The organism is Butyrivibrio sp. VCB2006 (genome assembly GCF_000420945.1).
Classification (GTDB): domain Bacteria; phylum Bacillota; class Clostridia; order Lachnospirales; family Lachnospiraceae; genus Butyrivibrio.
This window is the reverse complement of record NZ_ATVX01000006.1, coordinates 109,572-128,215: the sequence shown is the minus strand read 5'-3', so window position 1 is coordinate 128,215 and position 18,644 is coordinate 109,572. Positions and strand designations below refer to the sequence as shown.

The 18,644-nt window shown below is 40.1% G+C and carries 19 protein-coding genes; all 19 read right to left on the bottom strand.

All coding sequences use genetic code 11. The annotated features are described in order from the left end of the window. Positions 1 to 15 precede the first annotated feature (15 nt). The gene (gene hypD, locus G613_RS0107800) at positions 16 to 1,056 is read right to left on the bottom strand and encodes a hydrogenase formation protein HypD (protein WP_029232134.1); all 1,041 of its coding nucleotides are present in this window, start codon (positions 1,054 to 1,056) and stop codon (positions 16 to 18) included. A gap of 1 nt (position 1,057) precedes the next feature. Beyond that, positions 1,058 to 1,276 carry a HypC/HybG/HupF family hydrogenase formation chaperone gene (locus G613_RS0107795; protein WP_029232133.1) on the bottom strand — a complete coding sequence of 73 codons (219 nt, stop codon included), beginning with the start codon at positions 1,274 to 1,276 and terminating at the stop codon, positions 1,058 to 1,060. Positions 1,277 to 1,278: 2 nt separating this feature from the next. Beyond that, positions 1,279 to 3,657, bottom strand: a complete 2,379-nt coding sequence (gene hypF, locus G613_RS0107790) for a carbamoyltransferase HypF (protein ID WP_029232132.1) — start codon at positions 3,655 to 3,657, stop codon at positions 1,279 to 1,281. Then, positions 3,657 to 4,151 carry a 4Fe-4S dicluster domain-containing protein gene (locus tag G613_RS0107785; protein WP_029232131.1) on the bottom strand — a complete coding sequence of 165 codons (495 nt, stop codon included), beginning with the start codon at positions 4,149 to 4,151 and terminating at the stop codon, positions 3,657 to 3,659. Before G613_RS0107785 ends, hypF begins: the two co-directional genes overlap by 1 nt. 64 nt (positions 4,152 to 4,215) lie before the next feature. Further along, complete coding sequence (locus tag G613_RS0107780; RefSeq protein WP_029232130.1) at positions 4,216 to 5,298, bottom strand: hydrogenase large subunit; 1,083 nt, start codon at positions 5,296 to 5,298, stop codon at positions 4,216 to 4,218. A gap of 15 nt (positions 5,299 to 5,313) precedes the next feature. After that, on the bottom strand, positions 5,314 to 5,646 hold the full coding sequence (locus tag G613_RS0107775; RefSeq protein ID WP_029232129.1) for an NADH-quinone oxidoreductase subunit C: 333 nt from the start codon (positions 5,644 to 5,646) through the stop codon (positions 5,314 to 5,316). 2 nt (positions 5,647 to 5,648) lie between these two features. Beyond that, the gene (locus G613_RS20040; RefSeq protein ID WP_029232128.1) at positions 5,649 to 6,332 is read right to left on the bottom strand and encodes an NADH-quinone oxidoreductase subunit B family protein; all 684 of its coding nucleotides are present in this window, start codon (positions 6,330 to 6,332) and stop codon (positions 5,649 to 5,651) included. A gap of 20 nt (positions 6,333 to 6,352) precedes the next feature. Next, entirely contained in the window at positions 6,353 to 7,222 is an 870-nt protein-coding gene (locus G613_RS0107765; protein WP_029232127.1) for a respiratory chain complex I subunit 1 family protein, read from the bottom strand. Then, entirely contained in the window at positions 7,222 to 9,060 is a 1,839-nt protein-coding gene (locus G613_RS0107760) for an NADH-quinone oxidoreductase subunit 5 family protein (RefSeq protein ID WP_242826131.1), read from the bottom strand. Before G613_RS0107760 ends, G613_RS0107765 begins: the two co-directional genes overlap by 1 nt. Before the next feature lie 124 nt (positions 9,061 to 9,184). Next, complete coding sequence (locus tag G613_RS0107755; RefSeq protein ID WP_029232125.1) at positions 9,185 to 9,487, bottom strand: metal-sensing transcriptional repressor; 303 nt, start codon at positions 9,485 to 9,487, stop codon at positions 9,185 to 9,187. Between the two features lie 135 nt (positions 9,488 to 9,622). Continuing rightward, positions 9,623 to 10,066: a MarR family winged helix-turn-helix transcriptional regulator gene (locus tag G613_RS0107750; protein ID WP_029232124.1), complete on the bottom strand. Its 444-nt coding sequence runs from the start codon at positions 10,064 to 10,066 to the stop codon at positions 9,623 to 9,625. Positions 10,067 to 10,162: 96 nt separating this feature from the next. Beyond that, the gene (locus tag G613_RS0107745; RefSeq protein WP_029232123.1) at positions 10,163 to 12,568 is read right to left on the bottom strand and encodes an HAD-IC family P-type ATPase; all 2,406 of its coding nucleotides are present in this window, start codon (positions 12,566 to 12,568) and stop codon (positions 10,163 to 10,165) included. A gap of 64 nt (positions 12,569 to 12,632) precedes the next feature. Beyond that, positions 12,633 to 12,911, bottom strand: coding sequence for a cell division topological specificity factor MinE (minE, locus tag G613_RS0107740; RefSeq protein ID WP_029232122.1), 279 nt, complete (start codon positions 12,909 to 12,911; stop codon positions 12,633 to 12,635). A 15-nt stretch (positions 12,912 to 12,926) separates the two neighbouring features. Next, positions 12,927 to 13,706, bottom strand: coding sequence for a septum site-determining protein MinD (gene minD / locus G613_RS0107735; protein WP_029232121.1), 780 nt, complete (start codon positions 13,704 to 13,706; stop codon positions 12,927 to 12,929). A 16-nt stretch (positions 13,707 to 13,722) separates the two neighbouring features. Further along, complete coding sequence (locus tag G613_RS0107730) at positions 13,723 to 14,466, bottom strand: septum site-determining protein MinC (RefSeq protein WP_029232120.1); 744 nt, start codon at positions 14,464 to 14,466, stop codon at positions 13,723 to 13,725. 124 nt (positions 14,467 to 14,590) lie between these two features. Further along, on the bottom strand, positions 14,591 to 15,544 hold the full coding sequence (gene tsf, locus G613_RS0107725; RefSeq protein WP_029232119.1) for a translation elongation factor Ts: 954 nt from the start codon (positions 15,542 to 15,544) through the stop codon (positions 14,591 to 14,593). A gap of 169 nt (positions 15,545 to 15,713) precedes the next feature. Then, positions 15,714 to 16,469: a 30S ribosomal protein S2 gene (gene rpsB / locus G613_RS0107720; RefSeq protein WP_029232118.1), complete on the bottom strand. Its 756-nt coding sequence runs from the start codon at positions 16,467 to 16,469 to the stop codon at positions 15,714 to 15,716. A gap of 294 nt (positions 16,470 to 16,763) precedes the next feature. After that, positions 16,764 to 17,528 (bottom strand): hypothetical protein, encoded by a 765-nt coding sequence (locus G613_RS0107715; RefSeq protein WP_029232117.1) that lies wholly within the window; start codon positions 17,526 to 17,528, stop codon positions 16,764 to 16,766. Positions 17,529 to 17,552: 24 nt separating this feature from the next. Continuing rightward, a complete protein-coding gene (locus G613_RS0107710) occupies positions 17,553 to 18,605 on the bottom strand; it encodes a DUF6115 domain-containing protein (RefSeq protein ID WP_155828049.1) in 1,053 nt (350 codons plus the stop codon). Between the last annotated feature and the right edge of the window lie 39 nt (positions 18,606 to 18,644).

The window sequence follows — 18,644 nt, the reverse complement described above, 5'->3', positions numbered from 1 at the left end:
ATTTCTCCAATAAAATTATTTCCTTCCGGAAACAAAGTAGTTATAGCAGCTTCCTTCCGTTGAAACCATGCAGGCTCCGTGTGCATTATCCGGAGTGCAGCTTTTTCCAAACAGAGGACAGTCGCAAGGCTTTATTTTGCCTACCAAAACGCTTGCGCAGCAACATCCAACCGGCATATGGTCTTCATCCAGGTCATAGCTTCCTGCATCAAACATCCTGTATTCATCTCTAAGTACCATTCCTGAGCCTGGGATTTTGCCCATGCCTCGCCAGGAAGCATCAGATGGAACAAAGTACTTATTTACGATCTCTTTGGCCTTATTGTTACCTGACTCAGTAACCGCACCTTTATACATATTTCTCACGCCGGTTTTACCCTTCATGGAAACAAGTGCATAGATAGTAGTAAGAAGCTGTGGTCCTTCAAAACCAGAAACAACAAAGGGTATTCCAAGCTCCTCAGAAAGCTCTTTATACTCATTACTTCCTGTAATTGTAGCCACATGACCGGGAGCGATAAATCCATCGATTCCACCGCCATTATTTACTACCCATCTTATTACCTGCGGCATTGTCTTAAGTGAAGTCAAAAGCTTAAGATTCTTAAGGCCTTTCTCTATGGCCTTTTCCAGTACCATGGCATATACAGGAGTTGTAGTCTCAAAACCAATTGCAGCAAAAACATAGGTGTGGTCAGGATCAGCTTCAGCAAGCTTAACAGTTTCCATTGGAGAGTAGACCATCTTAACATGAGCTCCATCTCCCTTTGCATCAGCAAGCGATTTAGATGAGCCCTTTACCCTGATCAGATCGCCAAAGGTGAGCACAATTGTATCTTCTCTCATGGATAGCTCAACAAGCTTGTCTATCACGGCAGTTACAGTGACACAAACAGGACATCCAGGACCTGATATAAGCTTTATCTTATCTGAAAGCATAGATGGAATGCCATTTTCGGAAATAGACGCAGTATGGGTTCCGCAAACCTCCATAATGCGAACTTCCTCGCCATCGTATTCTTTTAATGCCTTAACTATCTCTTTTAAATCCATCATATTAAATACTAAGGCCCTCTATTTCGTTAAATAGTTCATTGATTTCACAGGCAAGCTCATCATCCATCTTCTGGATAATACAGCCTGCATGTACAAGAACGTTATCGCCAACCTTAACATCCACAAGCCCTGAATCAGCAATAACCTTATTTCCGCTAAAATCTACAGTTGCCATGTTGCCATTAAGCTCAACAACTTTTCCAGGAAGTGCTACGCACATAATTAATCCTCCTTAAGCATCAGGTAATAAGCCTGACCTACTGATATTCCCGCATCTCCTGCAGGAACAAGTTCATTTACAAATACTTCAAAGCCGCTTTCTAACAGCTTCTGATATGTATTTGTCAAAAGAAGTCTGTTACCAAAAACGCCTCCTGAGAGGCAAACCTTGGACTCCTTCTTATTTTCTTTTATATATTCGCAGACCCTGACTATCACATCAGAAAGGGCCATATGGAATGAATACGAAAGCTCATCTGCAGGAATATTTTTCTCATAAAGGGCATAACAAATATCAGTAAAAAGAGCTGTCTGATCAGGAATATATTTTCCTTCGTCTCCCTTAGTTATTTCAAATGAAAGCTTATAATAACTTCCGTTACTTGCGTCCTCTTTATGACTTTCAAGATAATTCCATGCCTCTTTTTCAAGGGCTATAGCGCATTCTCCTTCAAAAGAGTTTTCTTCTTTAATTCCAAGAAGCGCACAAACACAGTCAAAGAGCCTTCCTACACTAGATGCATTAAACACATTGATGTTGTTATCAAGAGCAGCTTTTACCAGCCCCGGTACTTCTTTAGAATTCTTTGCTGCATTATAATAACACTCTTTTACAAGTTTTGCATTTCTTGATGCATTATCTCCGCCGCAGAGCTTAATATAACTCATATGGCCGCATCTTTCAAATTCGGATCCGTTACAGTACAGGAATTCTCCGCCCCATATATTTCCATCGGTCCCATAGCCTGTTCCGTCAAAAGAAACACCTATACAGCTTTTTAAGCTCTTTTCAGCCATAACTGATAAAATATGGGCATGATGATGTTGAACCTCAAATATGGGCAAATTATACTTATTTGAATACTCTTTAGCAAGTCTTCCTGACTCATAAAGAGGATGCATGTCGCAAACAATACTTTCCGGCTTAAATTTGAAAATATCCTCGTAAGAAGCAAGAAGCTTTTTGAGGTTATCATTAACGCCAAAGTCTTTTAGATCCCCAAGATACTGTGATGGGATTATCTTATCTTTATAGCCAAAAGAAAAAGTGCTCTTGAGGTCGCCACCAAAGGCCAGTACCTTTACTGAATTATTGTTATCCTTAGATTCTTTTACGAAAATCGGAAGCGGCACATACCCTCTGGCCCTTCTGTTAAACAGGCTAAGGTATTTTCCATCTTTAAGCTCTGCCACAAACATAACAGAATCATCCTGTGGCATATTTATCTTACGTTTATGGACTAGAACTGCATCCACACCTTTACCCTTGAATTCAGTAAGAAAAACGTCATCATCTATGATAATTGGTTCATCAGACTTATTAGCGCTCGTGACAATAAGCGGCCCAACCGCATCACAAAGAAGTCTGTGAATTCCAACAGATGGAAGGAATGCACCAATGTACCTACTATCTTTACATACCTCATAATCGAAGGCTTTTTTTACATTTAAAAGAACTATGGGACGAGCTGAGCTTTCAAGAAGCTCCTTTTCCATGTCATTTACATAACAGTATTCTTCGATGGCTTTTATATTGGAAAACATAACGGCAAATGGCTTTTTCTCACGACCTTTGGTGTGTCTTAAATTGGATGCAGCATTATTATTTGGCTTACATACAAGCTGATATCCGGAAGAACCCTTAAGGCCAATTATCTTATTATCTCGTAAAAGAGAAATTGCCCTTTCGATAGTTAAACTGTTATCAGTGCTATCATTGCGTATAATTTTTGTTATATCTTTAGTATTACATTGAGAATAACTTTTCTGAGTGAAATCAATCAGGATATATTGAGGGCCACAGTCATGGCAGGATATAGTCTGCGCATGTCTTCTTCTCCCTAAAGTATACTCAGCAGCGCATTCAGGACACATTTCAAAATCTATCATTGTGGTAGTGTCCCTGTCGTAAGGAAGCATGTTTAATATGGATATTCTTGGCCCACACCCTGCACAGCTTATAAGAGGATAATGATATCTTCTATCTTTAGGATCCAGCATTTCCGACATGCAATCAGGGCAAATACCTATATCCGGTAAAAACACAGGAAGTTCGCTTGGAAGATCAATCTCCCCACTGGTAATTATTTCAAATTTTTCAAAATCACCTTGTATATTTAAAGAACTAAGGTATTTTGTATATTCTTCATTACTTAGCTCACATTTTTCTACATTCAAAATAAAAGCACCTGAAGGATACTCGCCTTTAATCATTTCAGTGAACTTAAGAATAGTTTCTTCGTCACCCTTAACAAGTATATCTACAGCTGCTCCAATATTTCGTACAAACCCTTGTAAACCGTATTCAGTTGCCTTTTTTAATATAAAGGGGCGATAACCAACACCCTGTACCGCCCCTTTAACTGTGATTTTAGAAATCATTATTTCTCTTCTGTTTTCTCTTCTGCCTTAGCTGCAGGTGCAGGCTGAGCTGCAGGTGCAGGTGCGTTTCCTGCTGCGGCTGCCTGAGCTGCCTTTGCAGCAGCTGCTGCGGCTGCTCTCTCTTTAGCTGCCTTCATAAGGGCTTCCTGAGCAGCAATAGCTTTTTCAGACTGATGGAAGGTCTTGGTAACCTTATCAGAACCAGGCTCCTGGAAACGAGTTCCCATTGAAAGACACTTCTTAGGGCAGTTATCAACGCAGCATCTGCACTGAATACAGCTCATAGGTCTGATTGACCAGGTCTTTTCAGCCTTATCTACTGTGATAGCGTGTGTAGGGCATTTGATTGAACAAAGACCACAAAGTACACACACATCCATGTCATTTACTACTTGTCCTCTTGTACCAACAGGATACTCCTTTTCAACCTTCCTTGTCTTAGGCTTTGACACAAGATTATGAAGAATTGTATTTTTGAAACTTGCAAGTGCCATTTTTAATCTCCAATCATTTTATCAAGAAATACACACATCGACATATTTCCGATTCAATAAAACATTATCTCTCTGTACAGCTGATACATGGATCAATTGTAAGAACAAGAATAGGTACATCAGCAAGGTCGCATCCCTTAAGAGTCTCAACAAGACCCGGAAGGTTAGAGAATGTGGGGGTGCGGACACGAAGTCTGTCTATAAACTTAGTGCCGTTAGCCTTTACATAGTAAAGAGCTTCGCCTCTAGGCTGCTCGATTCTCATCATATATTCGCCGTTTGGCATTCCCTTAACAGGAACATCAATCTCGCCGTCCTTAGGCATTTTGTCGATACACTGACGAATAATATCAAATGCCTGGAAAATCTCTTTGATACGGCACTCTGTACGTGCGTATGAATCACCTTCATTACTGATGATAGGCTCAAAATCGATATCTCCGTATGCAGCATAACCTGTGCATCTGATATCTCTGTTTACGCCGCTGGCACGAAGGAAAGGTCCTGCGCATCCAAGAAGATCAGCCTGTTCTGCGGAAAGATATCCAACACCGCGAAGTCTTGTCTGAACAGCTGCATCTGTAAGGAATGGCTTAGCAATAACCTTAAGATCCTCTTCCATCTTGTTAATTCTCTGATAGAAGTCTTTGAGCATTTCATCGGATACATCTCTTCTGATACCGCCAACCTTCATGATTGAGAAGATAACACGGCCACCTGTTGACTGCTCGAACATATCCAGAGCATCTTCTCTAAGTCTCCAGCAATCCATATAAAGAGACTCAAATCCGAAAGCATCGGCCAAAAGACCAAGCCAAAGAAGATGTGAATGTACTCTTGAAAGCTCTGACCAGATTGTTCTAAGGTATTTAGCACGAGAAGGCACATCGATATCCATAATGTGCTCAATAGCCTCAGAATATCCAAGGCCATGGCCAAGAGAACAGATTCCGCAGATACGCTCTGCAACATATACCATCTCATTAAAATCTTTTTTATCTACCAGCTTCTCAAGACCTCTATGAATGAAACCGATGGAAGGAATAGCTTCTACTACCTTCTCATCCTCCATAACAAGGTCAAGGTGAATTGGTTCCGGAAGAACCGGATGCTGGGGTCCAAATGGAATTACACTTTTTGTAGACATTTTTGGTTCCTCCAATTATTTAAATGGTGTTTCGATCGCTGTGCGATAGAACTTACCTTCAAAATCTAAGTTGATCATCTTGATGTTAACACCGAAAAGATCGTGCATCTCGTTTTCATGAATGAAAGCACACGGGAATGCGCTTGAGATACTTGAAATTTCCTGATCCTCTGAAAGAGTGATCTTAAGCTGCTTAACCTCGTAGTCTTTACCGAAGGTATAAACAAGCTCGAAACCATCAGGAATACGCGTAGCGCACTGCTGCATAAGATGATATCCGGCAAATTTCAGCTTCTGAACCTCATCCAAAATGCTTTCAGGAGCAACACTTGTAAAATCCATATTCATAATCAGTTTTCTCCTTTCTCAGCATTAACTGGTGTAGCAGGTGCTGGAGCTGGCTTTGCAGCTGCGGCATTAACGGCAGGTGCAGCCGGTTTTGCAGCAGGAGCTGCAGGCTTAGCACTAGCCTTAATCTTCTCCTCAGCCTGCTGTCTAAGAGCTTCCTCTGTAAGAACAGCGTCATACTGAGTACTTGGATCATAGTCATCTGCAGTCATATGCACAGCCATTTTGCTGTAATCTACTGTACAGTAGCCGGCCTTCATAGACTCTTTAAGCTTATTTCTCTTCTCTTCAAGAATACCAACTGCCTTAACAACACCCTCGATAAGAGCTTCAGGTCTTACAGCGCATCCCGGAACATAAACATCAACAGGAACTACCTTGTCAGCACCGCCAAGAATGTTGTAGCACTCTTTGAAAATACCGCCATCACAAGCACAGATACCGCAGGCAACTACTACCTTAGGATCAGGCATCATGTTGTAAAGCTGTCTGATTACAGGAGCTGTCTGAGCATTTACGCCGCCTGTAAGAAGCAAAACATCTGCATGTTTAGGATTACCGGTATTGATAATGCCAAAACGCTCTACGTCATAAAGAGGAGTCATTGTGGCTAGAACTTCTATATCACAGCCATTACAGCTGGAACCGTCATAATGTAACACCCATGGTGATTTAGAAATATTCATTATTCTCTTCCCTTCTATACTTATTTCAAAACGTTAAGAATTAACAGATTAGTTCCTGCAAATACAAGAATCACACTCCATGTGACAATAAGCATTGTTTTGTATTTAACTCGTGGGAACAGATTATCAATAAGTGTTTCCAGGAAAAATACAACCGCACAGGCAATTATTGCCCAAACACGGCTAATAGGATTGTTTGTAATAAAGAACATTCCTACGATACCAAGCATAAGAACAAGATCATACCACTCTGCGATTTCTACAAGTGCAAGGTTGCTACCGGAAAGATCTGTTGTAAGACCCTTAACCATTTCCTGATGCATATGGTGTGATGTACTAAGGTCAAAGGGTGACTTACGAAGCTTAATTATAAGTATAAATACAAATCCGATAAAGAAGCCTGGAATACGAGCAATTGCAGGTACAGGTGACTCGATAAGGTCATTAACCATGAAGCTTCCGTTTGCATAATAGAAACCAATAGCAACTAAAAGAGTCATAGGCTCATAACACATCATCTGCAAAAGCTCTCGCTGTGCACCCATGATACTGTAAGGACCATTTGTAGAGAATGCTGCAAGAACAAGCATAACCTCTGACATGGACAGCGCAAAGAATACCAAAAGCATATCACCGCCGGCAAAGAAAAGTGTTCCGGTAAAAATAGTGAAGATAAGGTATACAGTTACAAACAAAACCTGAATACTGTTAACAACGGTTGTCTGCTTATGAAGCAGCTTGTTAACATCATAAAATGGCTGAATAACAGGTGGGCCCTGTCTTCCCTGCATACGAGCAGAAAATACTCTGTCAAGACCTGACATAAGGCCGCCAATTAGTGGTGCCAAAAGAATATAAAGTAAAGCTTTTACAATAATCCAAACATTCATCAGATAGCACCTCCAACTACAACAATAAGCATAACAAGAACAAGAACTGTTGAAACCCAAATGCATGGCCAGAGAAGCTTCTTCTCACCGAAGAAATCTTCCATGTACCAGTTGGACATGTAAAGAGCTCTTTCCTTGCCGAATGAATCAATGTAATGTCTGTCATCACCAGCATTAACACCGGCAACATAAGACATTGTCATCTTAGAACTCTTACCAATTGATAAGAATCTTGCTCCAATAGGAATAAGGAAAATCATTGTTACCATGATCATCATGATAATTACATCACTTCCACCGATAACATCCGGAATGTTGGTATGGAATGCCTCATCAAGAATTGGCTGGATCATATGTCCTGACATCCAAGGGAATGCAAAGCACATAACAACAATCATAGCTGTAAGAGGGAAAATAGAAACCATTTCACTCTTAGGAGTAATATCCTCAAGCTCAAATGACTGATGGATTACAGTACAAATCTTGCCGAGCCATTTTGCCCAGTAGAAAAGTGTTGAACCTGAACCGAATACAAGGAAAAGAACAAGCCATACTGAACCTGAATCTACGAATGACTTAAGAGCTGCCCACTTTGATACAAGCATACCAAATGGAGCCATGAACATACCGCAGATACCAATGATCATAATGAATGCAAGTCTTGGAAGCTTGATGATAAGACCGTGCATATCCTCGATATCACGGCTGTGCATACAGTTCTCGATATCACCAACTGTCTGGAACAGAAGTGACTTAGATACTGCATGGAACAAAACAAGCATTACTGCAGCCCAAACACCCTCTGTAGTACCGGTTCCGGCGCAGGCTGTAATAAGACCAAGGTTTGAAATTGTTGAATAAGCAAGTACCTTCTTACCATCGCTAACAGTAATTGCAAGAAGTGATGCTGCAAAGAATGTAAATCCACCGATGACAGTGATCATAATACCTGTAAGAGTTCCCTCCATAACAGGTGAAAGTCTGATCAGCATATAAACACCGATCTTAACCATTGTTGCTGAGTGAAGAAGTGCACTTGAAGGTGTTGGAGCAACCATGGCACCAAGAAGCCATCTTGAGAATGGGAACTGTGCACTCTTTGTAAGAGCAGCAAAAGCAAAAAATGTAACAGGAATAATAACAAGCTCGGATGCATTTGCATCAGTAACCTGGCTGAGATTTGAAATGCCAAGTGCAAGGTTACAATACATAAGGCCTGCAGCGAAACCACATCCTCCAAGAAGGTTCATCCAGAGAGCTCTGAATGAATTGTCTACAGCTTCCTGAGTTCTTGTATATCCAATCATAAGGAATGAACAAACGCTTGTGATCTCCCAGAAGAAATAAATCCATGAAAGGCTATCTGAAGAAATAAGTCCAAACATTGCTCCAAGGAATACAAACATAAGAGCAAGGAAATAATTTGAACGATCAACAACATCTCTGTGATGATGATGATAATCCTTCATGTAACCGGAAGCATAGATACAGATAAGAATACCAACAATACCAACAATAAGGTACATAACAGCTGCGAAGGTATCAATACGGAAGTGAGTATTGCCTTCTACTGCTCTGCCTGTTAAATCCATCCAAAGTACAGGAAGTGTACCTGCCATTGAAATCAGTATTGCGTAGTATTTTTTGTATTTAATACTGAGGAAACATACAAGACACATAAGAAATACTTCGCCGCATATAATTACGGTGTCAGCGATGTGTGCCTCTTCAAGATACATGAACTGTGATGTATCACCGGACATTAATACATTTACAGCTACATAAATAGCTACAGCCATGATAGAGAAGCCACCAAGGATTATTGTGGCGCTTCTCACTGGTGTTGCTTCTTTTTGGATAAAGATAAGAAATGCAACTAAGAAAGGAAATAAAATAAGAAAATTAACTAAGTTTGGAATAGCCAAGGTGTTACGCCCCTTTCACACAATATTTCATGATCACTCATGAATTTTTCATAAATTTGTCGATAGCTTCATTTAATTCAATGATAGCTTCATCATCACCATCTTCTACCGCATGAACAATGCAGTGACTGATGTGTTCCTTGAGAATCTCTTTCCCACAGTTTCCCAGAGCAGATCTGACAGCAGAAAGCTGTATAAGAACTTCTGCACAATCCCTGTCGTCTTCCACCATCTTCTTAACAGATTCAAGGTGTCCGATTGCCTTGGATAGTCTGTTAACAATGACTTTGGTGTGCTCAGGATCATGGTGATGGTGATGTTCATGGGTATGAGAACTCATAAAAACCTCCAAAAAGAATGTGCGTTTTCGTTAATTTTTTCACTTTTAAAGACAAAAAAATTAAAAAAGCCGATAAAAACGCACACTTAAGCCGAAATTTATTATATTTCTATTGATTAAAAAAATCAATAAAGATTATCTTACATTTCCTATAATCTTGTATAAAAGACTGTACAGTAATTCAGCATCCTTGGCTGACAGGCAAACGCAAGAGCCGATCTTACTTGGGATGTTGACAGCCTGATCCTTAAGCTTCTCACCCTCTTCTGTAATTGTAACTACAAGATTCCTCTCATCCTCATTAGAACGTACTCTACTGATATACCCCTTGGATTCAAGCTTTTTGAGCACAGGAGTAAGAGTACCCGAATCAAGATACAGACACTCGCCAAGAGTCTTAACATTTACGCACTTCTTCTCCCAGAGTACCATCATAGTAATGTACTGAGTATAAGTAAGGTCGATTTCATCAAGATAAGGCTTATACTTTCTGATAATCTCTTTTGAGCATGCATAAAGTGGAAAGCAAATCTGATTTTCCAATTTTAATGCTGCATATTTTTCTTCGTTGTTATCCATAATCTAATACTCTCCCACATAAATAATTGAATGCTATTTAATTATATCATAATATCAAATATAATTGTCATTTAATTATTAAATTTTTATTGAAGTTTAAGCTTTCTTTTGAATTCTTTTTTCAACTAAGGTGAACAATTTTGTCAGATATCTCATAAATGGCTCAGTAGCTATTGCAAAAAGAACAAAAAGCATAACACATTCTATTGAAACATAACTTATTGAGAATAAGTCATGGAACACAAAGGCTCCCACTATCATTCCCAGTATACATCCCACCAGCACTCTGACTCTGTATTTGTTCAGTGGCGCGGATATATTAGTCAAAATAATAAAGCCTACAATTGCCAGCAAAAATGTCGATGCAACAGATATATCATCTGCCTTTACACCGAAAGTATTTCCAAATACTACAAGTGCAGCTATAGCAAAAAAGTCTGTAAGAGCTGCAGGCATAGCCTTCAGAAGGACCTTAACAAGGAAGCGTCCTTTTATTCTCTTATTATTTGGTTCTATTGCCAGGAAAAATCCCGGAATTCCAATATTTACAAGACTTACCATTGTAATCTGTGATGGTTGCAATGGGTAAGTAAGTACATTGATAATAGAGAAAATGGCAAGTAATAATGAAAAGATATTCTTAACAAGGAAAAGTGTCGCTGATCTCTCTATATTATTGATATTTCTTCTACCCTCTGCCACTATACCGGGCATCTTGGAAAAGTCACTTTCAAGTAGTACTACCTGAGCAGCCTGAATTGCCGCATCAGATCCTGCCGCCATGGCTACAGAACAATCTGCGTCCTTCATGGCAAGAATGTCGTTTACTCCATCACCGGTCATGGCAACAGTGTGTCCTTTTTTCTTAAGCGCCCTAATAATCTTTTGCTTCTGCTCCGGTGATACCCTTCCAAAAACAGAATAATCTTCCACAAGATCAGGAATCTCATTATCTTCTATCGAACTGGCGTCAATATACTTATCAGCGCCCTTAATTCCGGCACGCTTTGCAACTTCCGAAACAGTAATAGGGCTATCTCCTGAAATAACCTTGATGTCTACACCCTGTTTTTTGAAATACTCAAAGGTTTCTTTAGCGTTTTCTCTAATAGGATTCTGCAAAAGAATGAATGCAAGAGGGACATTCAATGCTCCCAGCATGCTTCCCTCAGGAGCTTTTTCAGAAACAGTGCCGTTTGCGGGATCGTGTACTTCAGAGCCTTCACAGCCACCATAATAAATGGCAAAACAAAGTACCCTAAGCCCTTTTGATGCATAGTAATTGATAGTTTTGCTATAGGCAGCAAAATTATCCCCGAGAACAAATTCAGGGGCACCCATAACATAAGTAGCGTCATCAAACTGAACGCTACTATATTTGTATTTAGATGAAAAAGGATGAAAACTAAGGCATGTCCTATTAGTCGAATACTTAAAATAGTCTTCAAGGGCATGCATTGTTATATTGTCATCCGGAACACAGCCTATATAATCAGATATCAGAGTCTCAATATCACGAAGTCTTTCTTCGTCGTTTTCATATCCCGGATTCGCAAGAACTGCATCAGCAACAAGCATGCTATTATCTGTAATAGTGCCTGTTTTATCAACGCAAATTGTATCTACACGGGCCAAAGTCTCGATACTTCTCATGTCATGAAGCATTACTTTGCTCTTAGCCAATCTAATAGTACTAAGACCAAGAGTTATGCTAAGAAGAAGATACAAACCTTCCGGAATCATTCCAATAAGTGCTGCCACAACAGAAGGCACGGTTTCTGCAAAAGAATTCCCCTGTATAACAAAGCTTTGTACAAAAAGGCAAATGCCAATAGGTATAATCGCTATACCAGCCGCAATGACAATCCTGTTAATTGATCTAACCATCTCAGACTGCTCAGTTCCTGACATTTTCTTGGCTTTTATCATAAGCTTGGAAATATATGAATCAGCACCAACTTTGGTCAGAACAGCAAGACATCTTCCTGAAACCACAAAGCTTCCTGATTTAAGTTCGCTATCTTTAGTCTTAATAATCTCGTCTGCTTCACCGGTAAGAAGAGCTTCATTTACAGAAATTTCTCCGTCTATTACAACTGCATCAGCACATATCTGGCTTCCTGCGGTAAGGAGGACCACATCTCCAAGCACAAGCTTACTAATAGCAACCGTATCTTCTGATCCATCTCTGATTACAGTTGCTGTACTCTGGCTTATTACACTAAGCTTGTCCAGGATTTTCTTGGCCTTTAGCTCCTGAGCAATTCCAATAAGAGAATTGCAGATAATTACAGGTAAAAAGGTCAGAGAATTAAAGGCGCCTGCAATTATAAGTAAAATAGCCATTATCAGGAAAATGAGGTTAAAATACGTAAACACATTCTCCTTAATAATATCCAGTGTAGTCTTGGCTGTATTATCTACCTGTACGTTTCCATAGCCCTGATTATATAAATCCTTGGCCTTTGCTGTTGTTAGTCCTACGTTGTATTCTTCGTACATAATTGGCCTTTCATAGAAACACAAAAAACTCGGATATCCTGATGAAATCCGAGTTTAAGCATAGTTATTTTACAGTATGATTCATATTTTTAATTGGAATGTTGGCATAAAGAGCAGGTACTGTCTTGCCATTATTTTCTTCAGTATCAATCTGTGTAAAATTAATATCGATTCCATCCATGTCGATTTCGGCATATTTAGAAAGTACTTCTATGATATCACTTCTAATTCTCTGCATTATCTCAGGAGAACATGTGGCACGATCTGAAACAAGTACAAGTTTAAGTCTGTCTTTAGCAACATCACTTGAAGATTTCTTTTTAAAAAAATCTGATAGTTTCATAGTTCCTCCCCCTTATTACTTTTTCTTAAACCAAGAAAAGATACCTTTCTTGGCTTCAAGGTCTAAGAAAGGAACCTGTTCACCGGTTACTCTTCTGCAGATATTCATATATGCCTGGCCTGCAAGAGAATTATCGCCTACAAGAGGCTCACCGTTATTGGTTGCTATAACGATATTCTCATCATCAGGAACCTGTCCGATAAGTTCAACAGCAAGAATATCGATAACATCGTCTGCAGACATCATATCTCCGCGTTTAACCATATCAGGACGAAGTCTGTTTACAATAAGATGTGTCTTGCCAATCTCATTAGCCTCAAGAAGACCAATGATTCTATCTGCATCACGAACAGCTGAAACCTCAGGAGTTGTAACAACAAGTGCTCTGTCAGCTCCTGCTATAGCATTCTTGAAGCCCTGTTCGATACCTGCAGGACAATCAAGAATAATATAGTCATATTCCTGCTTGAGTTCTTCTGTAAGTTTCTTCATCTGCTCAGGAGTTACACTTGTCTTGTCCTTGGTCTGAGCAGCAGGTAAAAGAAATAATGATTCATATTTCTTGTCACGAATAAGCGCCTGCTTAAGTTTGCAGTTGCCTTCAATTACATCTACAAGGTTATAGACGATTCTATTCTCAAGTCCCATTACTACATCAAGGTTACGAAGACCTATATCTGTATCAATAAGAACTACTTTTTTATTGAGCTTGGCAAGTCCTGTACCAAGATTGGCAGTAGTGGTTGTCTTACCAACACCACCCTTACCGGATGTTACTACTATAACTTCTCCCATACTATCCTCCAAATTATTATTTTCCAAATTGTCTTAAGAATGATGGTCCATACATAGTCTTTACAATATGACCGTTTTCTATGTATGCCACCTCCGGCTCATTTTCACTTGCCATAATTTTCTTTTTCTTGAGCTTAAGCTTAGGGCCTTTTTCTGCATCAGGTGAAATAGCAATTGCATCTGCAATTCTGACCTGAAGTGGGTTAAGCTTAAGAGCCATTACTATAGCATTTTGGTCACCACCTGCTCCCGCAAACGCATTTCCTCTTAGTTCTCCCAAGATAAAAATACTTCCATAGGAAGTAACGCTTGCACCAGGCTTAACATCACCAAGTATTACTACATTTTGTTCACAGGAAACATCTTGTCCGGAACGAAGATTTCCAACCAGAATCTGCGCATTATTATCACATACATCTGCCGGAACGTTCTGTGTGATAATCTCAGACTGTTCAGGAATAGGCTTTTCTTCATGCCTTACTGGCTCTTTAAAAAGTCTCTCTGTCTCTGACTCCTCGTCGATTGCACAAGTTATACTCAATTTAGTATTAGCTTCGATAATACTAATAACTTCCTTTTCCTCAGACTCCGAGAGCTTTCTCCCCCTGATGATAAGCCCCATATTATTCTTGCCAAGGAATGAAGCTGCTTCAAGAAAGTTTTCTTTTATTCCATCTCGAAGCTGAGTAAACGGCACGCTAGGATCAAGTACAAGGATTATTCCTGATTTTGTACCTTTGATAGTTACTGACTGATTCAAAATTACTCACTCCCAACATTGCATAAAAATCATACCCTACTAGTATACAACAAAATCAAAATAAATAAAGGATAAAAAAAGAGCTCCGGAATAAATTCCGAAGCTCAAAAATATCTGTAAACGATTAGTTAAGACCAGCTGCCTGCTTAGCAACTTCCTCAGCAAAGTTCTCGTTCTTCTTCTCGATACCTTCGCCAGTCTCGAAACGTACAAATCTCTTGATCTTGAGGTTAGCTGAATTTGCCTTACCAACCTGTGCAAGATACTGGCTAACTGACTGCTTGCCATCCTCAGCCTTTACATAAACCTGCTCGTTAAGGCAGATTTCCTTGAACTCCTTGTTAAGACGTCCAACAAGCATCTTCTCGATGATCTCCTGAGGCTTTCTCTTGCCTTCTGGAAGCTCCTCGTTCTCCTTCATAGCCTGAGCAAGAAGAATCTCCTTCTCATGGTTTCTGTATTCCTCTGAGATATCCTCAGAAGAAACGAACTTAGGATTAAGAGCTGCAACCTGCATAGCTACGTTCTTGATAGCATCCTTAATCTCGTCGTTAACAACATCTGTCTCAGCCTCAACGATAACTGAAATTCTTCCGCCACCGTGTGTGTAAGGAACAACAATACCGTTAGAAGCAACAACCTTCTCAAACCTTCTGATAGAAAGTTTCTCTGAGATAACTGCTGTGATAGCTACAAGTGCATCATTAACAGTCTGTGACTCATCAAGGTTCCACTTCTCAGCCATGAATGACTCAAGATCCTTAGCATCTGAATTAACAGCCTGCTGTGCAACTGCCTCAACGAAAGCCTTGAACTGGTCGTTCTGAGCAACGAAGTCAGTCTCTGAGTTAACCTCTACAACTGCTGCTGTCTTGTCATCCTTAAGAGCAACTCTTGTAAGACCCTCAGCTGCAATTCTGCTAGCCTTCTTCTCAGCCTTCATAATACCATTTTTTCTAAGATACTCAACGGCTGCATCCATATCTCCGTTAGTTTCTGTAAGAGCCTTCTTGCACTCCATCATACCTGCGCCAGTTGACTCACGTAACTCTTTAACCTGTGCTGCTGTGATAGCCATTTATTTATCCTCCGTATTTATATAATTATATAAAATTATGAGACAAGACTCGGAATTGTAAACAATTCCTCGTTTTGGCTATTCGCCAAATGAAATCAATAATAAATACAATTGTATATGCAAACATAAAATTGTATTTATTATTGTTTCGCTTGTCTCATTAAAAAAATTACTCGTTAACTTCCTCAGCCTCAGCTGCCTCTGCCTCATCTGCTACATAGTTAGCTGCAGCATCTGACTCAGCGCCCTGGTTAGCTTCGATAACAGCATCTGCCATCTTGCCAACGATAAGCTTTACAGCTCTGATAGCATCATCGTTACCAGGAATGATGAAATCAAGCTCTTCAGGATCACAGTTTGTATCGCCGATACCAATAAGTGTGATTCCAAGAGACTCAGCTTCCTGAATGCAGATTCTTTCCTTCTTAGGATCTACTACGAAGATAGCGTCAGGGATTCTCTTCATATCTCTGATTCCGCCAAGGTTAGCCTGAAGCTTTGTGAGCTCCTTCTTGAGCTGAGCAACTTCCTTCTTAGGAAGAACATCGAATGTTCCGTCTTCCTGCATCTTCTCGATAGCTTTCATTCTAGCAATTCTGCTCTGGATTGTCTTGAAGTTTGTGAGCATACCACCAAGCCATCTCTCGTTTACATAGTACATACCGCAACGCTCTGCCTCAGTCTTAACTGCGTCCTGAGCCTGCTTCTTAGTTCCAACGAAAAGGATTGTTCCACCCTGCTGTGCGATCTCGAATACTGCCTTGTAAGCCTCGTCAACCTTTACAACTGACTTCTGAAGATCGATGATGTGGATTCCGTTTCTCTCTGTGAAGATGTAAGGAGCCATTTTAGGGTTCCATCTTCTTGTCTGGTGTCCGAAATGTACACCTGCCTCAAGTAACTGCTTCATTGATACAACGCTCATTTTATTACCTCCATTTGGTTAAATCTTCCGTATATCCCTGGCCCGATATTGCAAAGAAAAAGCGTCATCCTCTCTGCCGGACTCTCATACTGATCAGCCTCGCTGACACCGGAATGAGAATTAGATATACGTGCATATTTGTGTTACTGCCAGTGGCAGCCTGTCATTCAGGGCATAAATATCCCATAAATCAACAGCTCTCTAATATTAGCACAGCATTATTCATATTTCAACACTTTTTATATAAAAATAAGCAAAAAAGAGACAACCATGATAAAAATCATGTATCGTCTCTTATCCCTGGCAAATAATTCTTGCTATATCTTCATATGTAGAGCCTGCAGGAAAGGTCTTAACGCCTGATCTGATTATCCTGTCCATCTTTCTCTCTACAAGATAATTATTAAAGGTGGCAGCGTTATCAATAATACCTTCGTTATAAAGAACTCTCGCTACTCCTTCGGAACCAAGCCCGCCCGGTATAGTAATTGTTTTGGTTACGCTGGTCTTGCCGCCAAGAGCTGCAATTTCCTCCACAACAGCCGTCTCATCATCTTGTATCTCCTGATGACTATCTTCAGAACTTGCTTTATTATTAGAATCTGTTTTTGTTTCTGTTTTATTATCTGTACCAGTTCCTACATCTGATCCTGAGGAAGTTGCGACTTGTGTATCTTCGGAAATTGTATATTCCGAAGACTGCTCTGAAGATTCTCCAGTTTCTGTTTCCTCACCTTGGCCTTCCTGCGCATCGACACCCATTTCCGAAATGTATTCACCTGCCGAAGCGAATTCCTGGTTGATTTCTTCAGATACTTCTTCTCCTGTTTGATCCAGTGCCGGATCGGATGTATATGTATCACTGTTTAATCCCACCTCACTATCTACAGTTCCGGAATCAAGAACGCCTTTTCCATCAATCATCCCCAAGGATTTGGCTCTCTCAATAACTTCAGCGTCACTGATGGTGGCTTTTCTGCCCCCAAGAGCAAAGCCCATAACTATCGCAGTAAGGATAATTCCTATTCCCATTCCACGAAGATAATACTTAAGTTTCATACCTATTATTTATCCTTAAATTTATTATTTTACCTTTCTATGCTTGTTGGAAAGATCAATAACAAGCTTAACCTCTCCAATTCCAAGTCCAAGCTCTCTTGCAATTACCATGTTGGACTTACCGGCCTTATGCATTTCAATAATGCGCCTATTCTGAGATATAGGGTCGTTTGCTGTAAGTTCCTGCATATTCCTGTCAGGATTTGCAGCCCTGGCCTCAGCAATTGGAACAACTTTGGCTGATGTAGATTCAGATTTGTTACCGATAACATGAAGTCCGCTTGCCTGGTCCTTGGTAATTACCTGTGCAGCAATATCCTTAAGCTCCATAAGGTCTTTCTCGGAAACATATCCGGTTTCAGGCTGAGCAGGTTCTTCAGGCTTAACATGAACAGCAACACTATTAATCTTTTTCTCCAAAAGAGATTCACGGGTAGTCATTTCATTTCTGACTGCCTGACCAAGATCCTCTTCCTTCTCAGTCTCATCAGCTTTAGAAAGCTTCTCTGAATAAGGAATTCTGATGCCGCTTAATCTGTCCTCATCTTCGTCAAGAAGAATAGCTCTGACATTCTCTTTTTTGGTAGTGATGCTATTCAGGTTAGAGGTAGCAACCTGAGCTTCTCTTGCTGTAGCCTCTGCATCTCTTACTGTAGCTTCTGCATCACGAACAGCCTGCTTGGCTTCATCAGTCTTCTTGGTAACCTCAGAAACTACGCTGGTAAGATTTTTATGCTTGTCATTGAGCATGTCATACATGAACATAACTTCATCATGATTTTTGTGAATATCATTGATGACAGTGTCCGAATATTCATTTATTGCAGAGAGTTTTTCGTTAGAGATGCGCTCCATGGCGCGTTCTGTACGATCTAAAGAATTGTCCACGGTGTCATCCACCATGTTCTCGATGGTTTCCTTCTGATCCTCAACCTCACGTCGAACAAGCTCACGGATTTCCCTCTCCATGAGCAATTTGTCCTCCTCATCCATATCCTTACCGGCTGGTAGAAGGTACCCTAATATGATAGCTGCAAAGCCTGCAACTATTAGAATAACCTCAGTAATGCTTATCATATCTCCGCCCAATATCCCCTAAAAAACTACCATTAATTA

Coding starts and splice junctions, on each gene's coding strand:
- hypD (WP_029232134.1), bottom strand. CDS start 1,056: ATGATGGATTTAAAAGAGATAGTTAAGGCATTAAAAGAATACGATGGC.
- G613_RS0107795 (WP_029232133.1), bottom strand. CDS start 1,276: ATGTGCGTAGCACTTCCTGGAAAAGTTGTTGAGCTTAATGGCAACATG.
- hypF (WP_029232132.1), bottom strand. CDS start 3,657: ATGATTTCTAAAATCACAGTTAAAGGGGCGGTACAGGGTGTTGGTTAT.
- G613_RS0107785 (WP_029232131.1), bottom strand. CDS start 4,151: ATGGCACTTGCAAGTTTCAAAAATACAATTCTTCATAATCTTGTGTCA.
- G613_RS0107780 (WP_029232130.1), bottom strand. CDS start 5,298: ATGTCTACAAAAAGTGTAATTCCATTTGGACCCCAGCATCCGGTTCTT.
- G613_RS0107775 (WP_029232129.1), bottom strand. CDS start 5,646: ATGAATATGGATTTTACAAGTGTTGCTCCTGAAAGCATTTTGGATGAG.
- G613_RS20040 (WP_029232128.1), bottom strand. CDS start 6,332: ATGAATATTTCTAAATCACCATGGGTGTTACATTATGACGGTTCCAGC.
- G613_RS0107765 (WP_029232127.1), bottom strand. CDS start 7,222: ATGAATGTTTGGATTATTGTAAAAGCTTTACTTTATATTCTTTTGGCA.
- G613_RS0107755 (WP_029232125.1), bottom strand. CDS start 9,487: ATGAGTTCTCATACCCATGAACATCACCATCACCATGATCCTGAGCAC.
- G613_RS0107750 (WP_029232124.1), bottom strand. CDS start 10,066: ATGGATAACAACGAAGAAAAATATGCAGCATTAAAATTGGAAAATCAG.
- G613_RS0107745 (WP_029232123.1), bottom strand. CDS start 12,568: ATGTACGAAGAATACAACGTAGGACTAACAACAGCAAAGGCCAAGGAT.
- minE (WP_029232122.1), bottom strand. CDS start 12,911: ATGAAACTATCAGATTTTTTTAAAAAGAAATCTTCAAGTGATGTTGCT.
- minD (WP_029232121.1), bottom strand. CDS start 13,706: ATGGGAGAAGTTATAGTAGTAACATCCGGTAAGGGTGGTGTTGGTAAG.
- tsf (WP_029232119.1), bottom strand. CDS start 15,544: ATGGCTATCACAGCAGCACAGGTTAAAGAGTTACGTGAGTCAACTGGC.
- rpsB (WP_029232118.1), bottom strand. CDS start 16,469: ATGAGCGTTGTATCAATGAAGCAGTTACTTGAGGCAGGTGTACATTTC.
- G613_RS0107715 (WP_029232117.1), bottom strand. CDS start 17,528: ATGAAACTTAAGTATTATCTTCGTGGAATGGGAATAGGAATTATCCTT.
- G613_RS0107710 (WP_155828049.1), bottom strand. CDS start 18,605: ATGATAAGCATTACTGAGGTTATTCTAATAGTTGCAGGCTTTGCAGCT.